This is a genomic window from Corynebacterium sp. MSK004 (genome assembly GCF_030232515.1).
In the GTDB taxonomy this organism is placed as follows: domain Bacteria; phylum Actinomycetota; class Actinomycetes; order Mycobacteriales; family Mycobacteriaceae; genus Corynebacterium; species Corynebacterium hesseae.
This window is the reverse complement of the sequence record NZ_JASPKB010000001.1, coordinates 392,524-404,203: the sequence shown is the minus strand read 5'-3', so window position 1 is coordinate 404,203 and position 11,680 is coordinate 392,524. Positions and strand designations below refer to the sequence as shown.

The 11,680-nt window shown below is 64.5% G+C and carries 10 protein-coding genes; 7 read left to right on the top strand and 3 right to left on the bottom strand.

The window, feature by feature from the left end:
- Window positions 1-25: 25 nt before the first annotated feature.
- A complete protein-coding gene (locus QP999_RS01935) occupies window positions 26-487 on the bottom strand; it encodes a DIP1984 family protein (RefSeq protein ID WP_284847547.1) in 462 nt (153 codons plus the stop codon).
- A 264-nt stretch (window positions 488-751) separates the two neighbouring features.
- Window positions 752-2,161: a C4-dicarboxylate transporter DcuC gene (gene dcuC / locus QP999_RS01930; protein ID WP_284847546.1), complete on the bottom strand. Its 1,410-nt coding sequence runs from the start codon at window positions 2,159-2,161 to the stop codon at window positions 752-754.
- A gap of 89 nt (window positions 2,162-2,250) precedes the next feature.
- On the opposite strand from dcuC, the gene QP999_RS01925 reads away from it, so the two are divergent.
- From QP999_RS01925 to QP999_RS01895, 7 genes are read left to right on the top strand one after another with little or no spacing between them, the layout of a single operon-like run.
- A complete protein-coding gene (locus QP999_RS01925) occupies window positions 2,251-3,270 on the top strand; it encodes an o-succinylbenzoate synthase (protein WP_185963243.1) in 1,020 nt (339 codons plus the stop codon).
- A 48-nt stretch (window positions 3,271-3,318) separates the two neighbouring features.
- Entirely contained in the window at window positions 3,319-5,670 is a 2,352-nt protein-coding gene (locus QP999_RS01920) for an ATP-binding cassette domain-containing protein (protein WP_284847545.1), read from the top strand.
- Between the two features lie 10 nt (window positions 5,671-5,680).
- Window positions 5,681-6,295 (top strand): hypothetical protein, encoded by a 615-nt coding sequence (locus QP999_RS01915; protein WP_193628937.1) that lies wholly within the window; start codon window positions 5,681-5,683, stop codon window positions 6,293-6,295.
- On the top strand, window positions 6,288-7,979 hold the full coding sequence (menD, locus tag QP999_RS01910) for a 2-succinyl-5-enolpyruvyl-6-hydroxy-3-cyclohexene-1-carboxylic-acid synthase (RefSeq protein WP_284847544.1): 1,692 nt from the start codon (window positions 6,288-6,290) through the stop codon (window positions 7,977-7,979). The genes QP999_RS01915 and menD overlap by 8 nt, the downstream gene beginning before the upstream one ends.
- Complete coding sequence (locus QP999_RS01905; protein WP_049154838.1) at window positions 7,980-8,423, top strand: DUF3592 domain-containing protein; 444 nt, start codon at window positions 7,980-7,982, stop codon at window positions 8,421-8,423.
- A gap of 8 nt (window positions 8,424-8,431) precedes the next feature.
- The gene (locus tag QP999_RS01900; protein WP_046647903.1) at window positions 8,432-9,631 is read left to right on the top strand and encodes a glycosyltransferase family 4 protein; all 1,200 of its coding nucleotides are present in this window, start codon (window positions 8,432-8,434) and stop codon (window positions 9,629-9,631) included.
- An 11-nt stretch (window positions 9,632-9,642) separates the two neighbouring features.
- On the top strand, window positions 9,643-10,332 hold the full coding sequence (locus QP999_RS01895; protein WP_046647771.1) for a demethylmenaquinone methyltransferase: 690 nt from the start codon (window positions 9,643-9,645) through the stop codon (window positions 10,330-10,332).
- Between the two features lie 20 nt (window positions 10,333-10,352).
- Here QP999_RS01895 and QP999_RS01890 read toward each other — a convergent pair whose 3' ends face one another.
- Window positions 10,353-11,591 (bottom strand): geranylgeranyl reductase family protein, encoded by a 1,239-nt coding sequence (locus QP999_RS01890; RefSeq protein ID WP_284847543.1) that lies wholly within the window; start codon window positions 11,589-11,591, stop codon window positions 10,353-10,355.
- Between the last annotated feature and the right edge of the window lie 89 nt (window positions 11,592-11,680).

Here is an 11,680-nt window from a genome sequence, read left to right as displayed (position 1 = left end):
AATGCGGCACAACTAGCGGCAGACCTTATTTAGTTATCAGTTCCGTATTCCAGTTCAGCTGCTGGATGCGGGTATCCAGCTCGCGGTACTGGCGGGCCAGATCGTCGGCGCGCTCGCGCAACTTCGGCACGGGCACCGTGGCCACGAACTTGATCTCTGAGCGGGAGTAACGGTCGTGGCGCGCACCCGCACGCTCTGCCAGTCCCTGGTAGATGCGGCGCTTGCGTAGCAGACCATCACGCAGCGCCAGCGCTTCCATGAGCGTGATCTCATCGTCGAACGCGGTGGCCGTGTTCGTGGCGTTGATGGCGATGACGAGCTCATCGATGCGCTTGGTCACGCCCTCGAGTTCGCGGAGGAGATAGGTCGGATTTTCATCCGGTTCATCGCCTTCCTGAATGCGGACCGTCGCCGCGAGGCGGTCACTCAGCGAGTTGAGGCGCTCCTGCGCCTGGGCACGCTCGGCCAAGGCTTCAGCCAGTAGCATGGTTGCTCCTTCACCCTTGATGGGATTCATTGTCTAAGCAATTGTACGGCAGTCAGTAGGCTCCGCCTTAGAGCCGTGACGGTTCTAACAAATAGTGGCCTAAAACTTCGATGATCTGGGGCCTTATTTGATCGATATATACGTCGTGCACGCTTGGTCGGTACGTTTTCGTAAATATGCCCGCAGATTTTCGGATTTGGGGGACCTTATTTACCAAAACGTACCGCGGGCTCCGTGATTAACGTTGAGCCCGCGCGGAAACCGCTACCCAATAAACATGAACGCAAACAGCGTGTTGAGCACCGTCGCCACGATCATGGGTACAGAGGTGCGCTTGACCAGTTGGATGGGGTTGACCTTGATAGCGCCGGAGACAATGAGCACCGCGGCGTTGACCGGGGAGACCTGGCGCATCAGGTTGGAGGTACCCCAGATGGCGGTGAGCATCTGCGGGGCGTGGATGGAGGTCTGCGAGGCCAGGTTGGGCACCACCTCAGAGAAGGCGAAGTAGGGCGCGGTACCGGAACCGGTGAGTGCGGCCATCGCGGCGGTGGCAGCGACGAAAACGAGGACGATGAGGACGGCGGCGCCGGAGGAGCCCTCGGCGGCGTCGATGAGCATGTCGATGACACCCATCTGCGTAATACCCTCCACCAGGACAGCAGCAGCCACCAGCAGGGCCACGACGCCCGCAGCACCTTCGCCCATGCCTTTGAAGAAGCTGGAGATGGAATCCACAGCACCGGTGACGGTGCGCTTGCGGATGGACTCGATGATCATCGCGATGAACAGGGAGACCACGGTCACCGGGAGGATGCCGCCCTCAAAGGGGATGACACCCAAACGGTTAAGAATGGCGGAGATAATGATGAGCAGCAACGGCATGAGCGGGAGCACGGCGTAGTAACCCGGCAGGGAGGCTGCGCGGGCGATGGCTTCCTCGGTAGCGTCATCGTGCATCGAATCGGCGCTGACCTCACCGGAGCTTTCGGCCTTGCAGGCATCCACCTTATCGCAGTGGCGCTGCCACCACATGTGGACGAAGGCGGTGATGAGCAGCGTGGGAACCGTGGCGTGGGCGACGGCACCGTAGACGAATTCCGTTGGCGTCATGTTGGTCAGATCAGCGCCCTGGATGAGGCCGGCCTCTAGCGGGGTGGGCACGATGGTGGAGGAAGTCACGACGATGGCGCCCACAGTCAGCGGTGTCAGGCCCGCAGCGATGAGCGCTGGCAGGAGTGTGGCCACGAGCAATAGGGAAAGCGCTGCGGCCGAGGGGATCACCAGTGAGAGCAGCGTGCCCAGGATGAAGCCCACTGGGACCAGCCAGTAGGAGCCTTTGAAGCGCTTGAGCGGTGAGGAGAGCACCACGACCGTCTTGGCATCCGCGCCGATGTGGCGCATATAGGACACAAAGCCGAAGAGCACCATAATCGCCATACCGATGCCGGAGAAGCGCGACTTGAACAGCGCGTCCACGACGAGCAGCTGGTCGTAGAAGGCATTGCCGGTCGCTTCAATTTCTGTGGTTCGGAAGTCCGCGCGCCCAGTGAGAGCGGCGAGCATGAGCAGGATTACGCCAACGGCAAAGATGGAGGCCGCGGCGTGGACTTTCTTATAGATGAGGTAGACAACTGCGGCGATGGCCAGTAGCGCGATGAGAAGGTAGAGCATGTAAAGATCCTTCTTCTGGTTATATCCACTTACTGTTTAAAGGTAACACCGGCTATGACAGGTGTCGCGCTCAACCCCCCACACGTACGATGAACGTCATGCACATTGATGACGTCCTTGACCGCGCCCACGTGGTCTCCCTTCCACTCGCCGTGAAGTTCCGTGGCATTACGACCCGGGAAGCATTGCTTATCGATGGCCCCGCGGGCTGGGGTGAGTTCGCCCCCTTCCTGGAGTACGGGGCGGAGGAATCCGCCCGCTGGCTCGCCGCCGGGCTGGAAGCGGCCTACGAAGGCTTTCCGGAACCCGTGCGCGAGTGGGTAGAAGTCAACGGCACCGTCCCTGCGGTTCCTGCCGAGCAGGTGCCGGAGGTCATGGAGCGCTATCCCGGCTGCCGCACCTTCAAAATCAAGGTGGCGGAGAAGGGGCAGACCCTAGAGGACGATATCGCGCGCGTTCACGCTGTCCGCGCCTACATCGAGGCACAGGGTCGCGTGCCGGTTTTGCGCGTCGACGCCAACTGCGGCTGGAGCGTTGAGGAAGCCGTCACCGCGGCCAAGGAGCTCATGCCGCTGGATTACATGGAGCAGCCGTGCAAGACCGTTGAGGAACTCAAGGAGGTGCGCACCCAGCTCATGCGCGCCGGGATTTTCGTGCGGGTGGCGGCGGATGAATCTATCCGCAAGGCCAGCGACCCTTATCGGGTGGCGGAATTGCAAGCGGCTGATGTCGCCGTGGTTAAGCCCGCGCCGCTGGGCGGGGTGCGCAAAGTACTCGAGGTAGCCTCCCACCTGCGCGAGCGCCACATGGACATCACGGTGGCCTCTGCCCTGGATACCTCGGTGGGAATCTCCATGGGACTTGCCGCAGTGGCCGCCTTGCCGCAAATCTATGACGACGAAGACATCGACGTCACCCCGGCCGCTGCGGGCCTGGCCACCGGGTCGCTGTTCCTGGAGGATGTGACAGCACCACGCGAGCTTGTCGACGGTCACCTGCGCGCCGAAGCCCTCACCCCCGACCCGGATCGCCTGAGCACACTCGCCGCGCCGGGCGAGCGCCGCGAGTGGTGGTTCGAGCGCGTGCGCGAGTGCTGGCCGCACCTTTAAAAACACAGCTCACGGTACATGTCCGGAGGGCAGCGTAGGCTGGCGGGCATGACCATTTCCGTGAAAGACGCGCACCTGCACAACCTTCGCAACGTGGATGTGGACCTTCCACGCGGCCAGCTCGTGGCCGTGACGGGGGTGTCCGGTTCCGGCAAGTCCTCGCTGGCCTTCGGCACCATTCATGGCGAAGGCCAGCGCCGCTACCTGGAATCCGTCGCGCCCTTTGCTCGACGCCTCATCGCTTCAGCGGTGGACCCGCAGGTCGGCCGCATCGAGGGGCTGCCGCCGACGGTGGCGTTGCAGCAGTCGGCGTCGGCAAGCAGCGCGCGCTCCACCGTGGGCACGATCTCCGCCATGTCTAACTCCGTGCGCCTTCTTTACTCGCGCTGCGGTGACAACCCGGAGGGCCTGTACTCCGATTCCTTCTCCCCGAATACCCCAGAAGGCATGTGCCCGGAGTGCCAGGGCACCGGCGTGGTCTACGAACCCACGGAGGCGTCCATGGTGCCGGACCCCAGCCTGAGCATCGAGGAAGGCGCGATTGCTGCGTGGCCCGGAGCCTGGGCGGGCAAGAACTTCCACGACATTCTGCAAGAACTGGGCTATGACTTGGATTCACCGTGGGAGGATTTGCCGAAGAAAGACCGCGAGTGGATCCTCTTCACCGAGGAGCGCCCGGTGGTAACCGTCAAGCCGCGCCGCGGGGCGGATCAGATCCAGCGCAATTACGAGGGCACGTGGCGCTCCGTGGCCAGCTACCTGACCAAGACCTATGCGGAGACGAAGTCGGATACACTCCGCGCCCGCGTCTTGAGCTTCATGGAAACCCGCCGCTGCGATACCTGTGACGGGCGCCGGCTGACGGCGAAGGCGCTCAAGGTCACCTACGCCGGGCTGCCGATCGACGAATTCAATGCCCTCCCGCTGAGCGAAGCCTACGAGCTGCTTAACGGCCAAAGCCCGCAGCCGAATGACGCGGAAGACCTGCTCCTCAAGGCCCTCCTTCCGGCCCTTGAATCCGCACTGGAACTCGGCCTGGGGCACCTCAGCCTGGATAGGCCTACGGACACGCTCTCGGGCGGTGAGGTGCAGCGCCTGCGCCTGGCTGCGCAGCTGCGCTCCGGGCTCTATGGCGTGACCTATGTTCTGGATGAGCCCTCTGCGGGCCTGCACCCGGTGGAACGAGGTGCGGTGCTGGATATGTGCCGTCGCTTCATTGCGGAGGGGAACTCGGTGCTGCTGGTGGAGCACGACATGGAACTGGTCAAGCAGGCCGATTGGATCGTGGATGTCGGCCCGCTCGCCGGTGAGCGCGGCGGCCAGGTGGTGTACTCGGGTCCCGTCGCCGATTACATAGAGGCGGCGGACTCTGCAGATACTCCCACCGCGCGTGCCTTGGCGCGCCCGCGCCCCACGCCCAAGGTCGAAGCGCGATCGGCGCACGGTGATATCGCGCTGCGCCGGGTGCACTCGCACACCATCGATGGCCTCAACGTGGACTTCGGACTCGGCCAGTTTACGGCCATTACTGGGCTTTCGGGTTCCGGCAAATCCACGTTGCTGGCCGCACTCCATGACATGCTCACGGGGCCGGACTGTCCGAAGCAGGTCAAGCGCGTGGTCTCCATTACCCAAAAGCCAATCGGCCGAACCCCGCGCTCCACGGTGGCGACGTACACCAACCTCTTCGACAACGTGCGCAAGCTCTTCGCGGCCACCCCGGAGGCCAAGAAGAAGAAATGGACGGTCTCGCGCTTTTCCTACAACGTTAAGCAAGGCCAGTGCCCCACCTGCGGTGGCGCCGGCCAGATCGAGGTCGAGCTGGTCTTCCTTCCAGGCTCCTATACCCAGTGCCCGGATTGCCAGGGACAGCGCTATAACGATGACACCTTGTCCATCCGCTGGAAGGACAGGACCATCGCGGACATCCTCGACCTTACGGTGGAAGAGGCCCTGGAGGTCTTTGCAGATGAAGCGCCGATCCTCCACGCGCTGCAAACCTTGGAAGCGGTGGGGCTAGGTTACCTGCGCTTGGGCCAGGGCGCTCCGGAGCTTTCCGGCGGTGAAGCGCAGCGCATCAAGCTTGCCACGGAGCTGCAGCGCTCCCGAAACTCGCGCCGGGGCCATACCGTCTACCTGCTGGATGAGCCCACCGTCGGGTTGCACCCGGCCGATATCGACCTACTTATTTCTGAGCTGCACTCGCTGGTGGATGCCTCCCACACCGTCGTGGTGGCAGACCACGACCGCCACCTCATCGCCGGCGCGGACCGAGTCATTGAGATGGGCCCGGGCTCCGGTGCGGAGGGCGGAAAGATTGTGGCGGATGGCACGCCGGGCGAGGTCGCCGCGGGACTAACCCCCACCGGCCGGGTGCTAAGTGGCAAGGGTGCACGATAAGGTAAATCCCATGACCCACAACAACGGTGACAACGAGACGCGGCAGTTCGGCCGCGTCACCGGTGAGAACGACACCCGCCAGTTCGGCGCGCCGCAGCAGCAGCCGCCGCAGCGCCCCCAGCAGCACTTCCCGGAGCCCGGTTCCCAGGGCACGCAGTCCTTTGGCCAGCCCTATCAGCAGGGCTATGACCAGGATTATCAGCAGCCGCAGTACGACCCCGTCCCGTCGAGCTACCAGGTGGAGCAGCCGAAGAAGGGAGGGGGAGCCCTGGCCTATGTCTTCGCTGCCATTGCCGCCATCGCCGTCGTTATTGCCGGCGTGCTGTTTTTCCTGTGGCGCGGTGCGGCAGCGGATGCCGATAAGCCCGCCCCGGAGCCGGTCACCGAGACCGTGACCACCGAGGTTCCCACCACGGTGACCACCACTAAGAATTCGCCGCGGGATAACCTTCCCACCGACATCCCCACGGAGATCGCACCGGAGATTCCAACGGATCTGCCGCCGGAGATCCAGGATCAACTGGACCAGGGAGAATCCGATCTGGATGGATTGCTCAATGATCTCTTCGAGCAACTAGATTCGGGCAACGGCGAACCCGGTGCGGGCGGTGCAGACAATGCCTAATACTGAGCCGCATGCTGAGAACTCTGCAGCCTCACAACCGGAGTCGATGCAGCTGGCCGAAGCTCTGGCAGCCCAGCTTTCGCGTCACCTGACTGACGTCGTCCTCTGCCCAGGCTCGCGCAATGCGCCGCTGTCTTTGGCCCTGCTTGCGCGCAGCGATATTCGCGTGCATACCCGCATTGATGAGCGCTCGGCCGCATTCGCCGCCTTAGGTTTGGCCCGCGTCCAGCGCAGGCACGTCGGCATCGTCATGACCTCCGGCACCGCGGTGGCCAATACTCTGCCCGCAATGGTGGAGGCGCACTATTCGCACACCCCGCTGGCGGTTATCAGCGCGGACCGCCCGGCCCGCTTGGTGGGCACGGGCGCGTCCCAGACCATCGAGCAGCCAGGCATCTTCGGGGTTTACGCAGAGACCACCCAGGTGGAGAAGACGAGTGATGTTCCGTTTATTGCCGAGCGCTTCCTGAATGATCGCCAGGTGCACATCAACGTGGCCTTCGATGCCCCGCTGGTAGGGGAGGAGCTGCCCAGCACCCCGACGGATTACACGCAGCACCGCGCGCACACCCCGCGCTGGTCCAATCACGGCGAGGTGGCCGTCGATCTCAGCCGCAACACGCTCGTCATCGCGGGCGATGAAGCTTGGGAGGTCGAGGGGCTGGAGGACGTCCCGACCATTGCCGAGCCCACCGCACCTGCTCCTTATCACCCGGTGCACCCGGCCGCGGCGCACCTCTTCCGCCGCGCCCAAGTCTCCGCCAATGACTACGTGGTCAACACCAAGGTGGAACAGGTTATCGTCGTGGGCCATCCCACCCTGCACCGCGGCGTCCTGGCGCTGCTCAGTGATCCCGATATCGACCTCATCTGCCTGTCCCGCACGGAGGACTTCACCAACCCGCGCGGTGAGGCTGCGCAGCTGGGTACCACCGTTAAGACCAGCGGCGAGCCCACGCGCGAGTGGATGAAGATCTGTGAAGGGGCTGCGCAGATGGCGGCCGAGGGCGTGCGCGAGGTCCTCGCGGAGGCCACAGGCGAGGACGCCACCAAGCCCGAGATCGGCTTTACCGGCCTCCACGTCGCCGCCGCGGTGGGGGACACCCTCGCCGTCGGCGACACCCTCGTCCTGGGCGCCTCCAATGCGGTGCGGGATGCCTCCTTCATCGGCCTGCCCTTCGACGGGGTCGAGACCTACTCGCCGCGCGGGGCTGCCGGCATCGACGGCACCGTCGCGCAGGCCATCGGTATTGCGCTGGCCGCTCAGTCCCGCGAGGCCGACGCACCCCGCGCCCCGCGCACCGTGGCGCTCATGGGGGATGTCACCTTCCTGCACGACGCCACCTCCCTCATCCTCCCCGAGGACAATCCGCGCCCGGAGAACCTCACCGTCGTCGTTTCAAACGACGACGGCGGCGGCATCTTCGAGGTGCTCGAGCAAGGCCGCGAGCCCCTGCGCCCCTCCTTCGAGAAGGCGTTTGGAACGCCGCATGGGGTGGGCGTCGCCAAGCTGGCGGAGGCTTGCGGCGCTGAGCACCGAGAGGTGAGCTCGGCGCAGGAGCTTCTCGATGTTCTCGCAGAGCTCAAGGAATACTCCACCGGCGTCACCGTCGTGGAGGCGCATACCACCCGGTCCTCGCGCCGCGCGCTGCAGGAGGCGCTGAACGCCAAGGTAGGCCAGTAAATGCCGCGGCGCCGGGTACGCCAGCTGATCCTGGTGCTGTATGCCGCGGCATTAGTGGGCATGGCGGGAATGGTCATCGGCCCTTTCTTGAACGACCGCACCATCAACGCCAACCCCGGGCGCGCCCTGGCCACGGTGACGGATGTCGGCACCTTGCGCACCTTCGTGGATTTCCAGGATGCCGAAGGTATCTACCACACCCCACCCACCGGGCTGCTTTATCCCACCGGGCTAGGGGAAGGCCAGCAGGTCTGGGTGCTCTACGCCAAAAGCAACCCGGACTTGGTCAAGGTAGAAGGCCGCGAATGGACCCTGTCCATCATTCCGGCGCTGTCTTCGGCAGCCGTCGCTACCCTGTTAGCGGGTGCCTTGTGGTGGGCAAGCGGGAAAATTAACCGGAATTTAGCACGTGCTTTACCAACCGAGCACTCAGGAAAGGAATGATGGGGCGCATGCGTGTTGCCATCGTCGCGGAATCCTTCTTGCCTAACGTCAATGGAGTGACCAACTCCGTGCTGCGTGTCCTCGAGCACCTCCACGAGCACGGCCACGAGGCCATCGTCATCGCCCCCGGCGCTCGGGATGGACAGGAGGAGATCCCTGATTACCTCGGGTTCACCATCGTGCGCGTGCCCACCGTGCGCGTGCCGTTAGTGGATTCGCTCCCAGTCGGCGTTCCCACCTCCGCTGTGGATGAGGCGCTACGAGAATTCAAGCCGGACATCATCCACCTGGCCAGTCCCTTCGTGCTGGGCGCTGCGGGGGCCTTTTCCGCCCGCCAACAACGTATTCCGGCCGTGGCGTTGTACCAGACTGATGTGGCAGGCTTTGCCACCAAGTACCACGCCTCCGCGCTGGCCTATGGGGTGTGGGAGTGGCTGCGCACCATCCACAATGCGTGCCAAATGACTCTCGCGCCCTCCTCACTGACCATCGCCGACTTGGAGAAGCACCACATCAAGAACGTGCGTCACTGGGGCCGCGGCGTGGATTCGGAGCGCTTCCACCCCTCGAAGCGCTCGGAGGCGCTGCGCCGCGAGTGGGATCCCACAGGAAGCAAGAAGATCGTCGGCTTCGTGGGCCGGTTGGCCGCGGAAAAAGGCGTGCACCGCCTTTCCGCGCTCAATGATCGTGAGGATATCCAGCTCGTGATTGTGGGTGATGGCCCAGAGCGCCCGCTGCTGGAGGCGCAGCTGCCGGAGGCGGTCTTTACCGGGGCGCTGGGTGGCGAGGAGCTCGCAGCCGCATATGCAAGCCTCGACATTTTCGTGCACGCCGGCGAGTTCGAGACCTTCTGCCAGGCTATCCAGGAGGCTCAGGCCTCGGGCGTGCCCACCATCGGCCCCCGCGCGGGCGGCCCGGTGGACCTCATCGAGGAGGGCTATAACGGGCTGCTTCTCGACGTTTCAACGTTCGTCGAGGACCTCCCCAATGCGGTGGACGCGCTGCTCAACCCGGAGATTCACCAGGAGTTGCGGGAGAACGCCCGGAAGTCGATTGCCTCCAAGACCTGGCCGGCGTTGTGCGAGCAGCTGCTGGGCTACTACGACGAGGTTTTGGAGAATGTCCGTGAGGTCCCGCTGACCATTTTGGGCCAGCGTCCGGAGCTGCCGCGTTGGGCCGCCCGCGCTCTGGGAGCGCGCGTCGCCTAAACTAGGCGCTTGTGTCTAAGGCAGATCTGGAGAAGAAGCCCTTCGATGTCGCGCGCATGTTTGACGCGGTGGGCAAGAAATACGACATCACCAACACGGTGCTGTCCTTTGGTCAGGATGCACGCTGGCGCCGGCTGACCCGCGAGCGGCTCAACCTGAAGCCGGGGGAGAAGGTCCTCGACTTGGCTGCCGGAACGGCCGTCTCGACGGAAGAGCTGTCCAAGTCCGGCGCGTGGTGCGTGGCCTGTGACTTTTCCCTCGGCATGCTTGCAGCTGGCGCGGAGCGCGATGTACCCAAGGTGGCCGGCGATGGAATGCGCCTACCCTTTGCGGATAACACTTTTGACGCGGTGACCATTTCCTATGGCTTGCGCAATATCCACGACTTCGAGCTGGGCCTGCGGGAGATGGCGCGCGTGACCAAACCCGGCGGGCGCCTGGCAGTAGCGGAATTTTCCAAGCCGGTCATCCCGGTCTTCGGCACCGTCTACAAGGAATACCTGACCCGCTTGCTGCCGCCGATTGCCAAGGTGGTCTCCTCCAACCCGGAGGCCTATATCTACCTCGCAGAGTCCATCCGTGCGTGGCCGGAGCAGCACGAACTGGCCGCTGCCATTAACCGCAACGGCTGGGAACAGGCGGGCTGGCGCAACCTGACCTTCGGCATCGTGGCGCTGCACTCCGCAGTGAAGCCCGCCTAGGGGCCCTAAGGCCAAAGGGCTCAGGACCAAAGGGGAGTATCGCGGCGCAGCGCGGAGACCGCCCCGCCGGCCAGCCGCCAGGCGCGGGCAAGCAGGTCCTTGTCCTCCTCGGTGATGAGGTTGCCCATGAGGCGCGCTGCAGCCGGCATGAGCATGCGGCCCACCGGCCCGCGCATGGCCACAGGTCCGGCCAGCGGCAGGAATTGTGGGTAGGTCAGCAGGCGCGCTGCGGTGCGGGCGAGCAGGAAGGCCTCGCCATACTCGGCGCGCAGGCGGTCGGGCCACGCCAAGGTGAGGTCCTTGGTACCGAGCATCTCCACGGCGAGTGCTGCCGTTTCCAAGCCATAGTCGATGCCCTCGCCGTTGAGGGGGTTAACACATGCCGCAGCGTCACCGATGAGCATCCAGTTCGCGCCGGCAACTCCAGACACCGCACCACCCATGGGCAGCATCGCCGAGGTGACGTTGCGCAGCTCGCCCAGGCCCCACTCCGAACGCTGCTGCTCAGCGTAGAAATCCAGCGCCTTCTTCGTGTTGAGACGGGCCGGGCGGGCGGCCGTGGAGAGCGCGCCCAAGCCGATGTTGACCCCCTGGCCCAGCGGAAAGATCCAGCCATAGCCCGGCTGCACCACGCCCTCGGGGTCCTTGAGCTCAACGTGGGAGTGCATCCACTCCTCGCCGTCCTGTGGTGAATCGGCATAGGCGCGCGCGGCGATGCCATAGACCTCCTCGCGGTGCCAGGTGCGGCCCAGCTGCTTGCCAAACGTCGAGCGCACGCCGTCAGCCACGATGACCCACCGGGCGCGCACGCGGCGCTTGCCGACGGAGAACTCGACCAGCCTGTTGCCGTCCAGCTCCGGCTGCGTTGCCGTGCCGGTTATAAGCTGCGCGCCGACGTCTCGGGCGGCGTCAACCAGCAGCGCGTCGAATTCATAGCGCGGCAGCGCCGTGCCTTCGTGCGAGGGGTAGGCCTCAGGCCACGGAGCGGTCACGGTGCCGCCGAAGCCGTGTAGCTTGAGCCCGCGGTTGCGGTAGGACGCGTTGACCTCGATGCCGAGGAGCTCCAACTGGTGCATGGCGCGCGGGGTCAGTCCATCGCCGCAGGTCTTGTCGCGGGGGAAGGGGGAGGCGTCGACAAGCAGCGTCTCATGGCCGGCGCGTGCGGCGTGGATAGCGGCGGCAGCGCCAGCGGGCCCGGCACCTACGATGGCGACGTCAACAAGGGTGGAATCGATCTGCTCCGACATGGGGACTATCATTGCACGGGATAGTGGCCACAAGTGTGTTGAGGGCCGTGCCATGGGCTACGGTAAGTAAACACTAGGATTTTTGAGCTTAAAGGAACACG

Bases quoted from the DNA above. Each gene is read 5' to 3' on its own strand.
- menD (WP_284847544.1), top strand. From the start codon at position 6,288: ATGCCTAATACTGAGCCGCATGCTGAGAACTCTGCAGCCTCACAACCG.
- QP999_RS01920 (WP_284847545.1), top strand. From the start codon at position 3,319: ATGACCATTTCCGTGAAAGACGCGCACCTGCACAACCTTCGCAACGTG.
- QP999_RS01890 (WP_284847543.1), bottom strand. From the start codon at position 11,591: ATGATAGTCCCCATGTCGGAGCAGATCGATTCCACCCTTGTTGACGTC.
- QP999_RS01900 (WP_046647903.1), top strand. From the start codon at position 8,432: ATGCGTGTTGCCATCGTCGCGGAATCCTTCTTGCCTAACGTCAATGGA.
- dcuC (WP_284847546.1), bottom strand. From the start codon at position 2,161: ATGCTCTACCTTCTCATCGCGCTACTGGCCATCGCCGCAGTTGTCTAC.
- QP999_RS01915 (WP_193628937.1), top strand. From the start codon at position 5,681: ATGACCCACAACAACGGTGACAACGAGACGCGGCAGTTCGGCCGCGTC.
- QP999_RS01925 (WP_185963243.1), top strand. From the start codon at position 2,251: ATGAACGTCATGCACATTGATGACGTCCTTGACCGCGCCCACGTGGTC.
- QP999_RS01935 (WP_284847547.1), bottom strand. From the start codon at position 487: ATGCTACTGGCTGAAGCCTTGGCCGAGCGTGCCCAGGCGCAGGAGCGC.
- QP999_RS01905 (WP_049154838.1), top strand. From the start codon at position 7,980: ATGCCGCGGCGCCGGGTACGCCAGCTGATCCTGGTGCTGTATGCCGCG.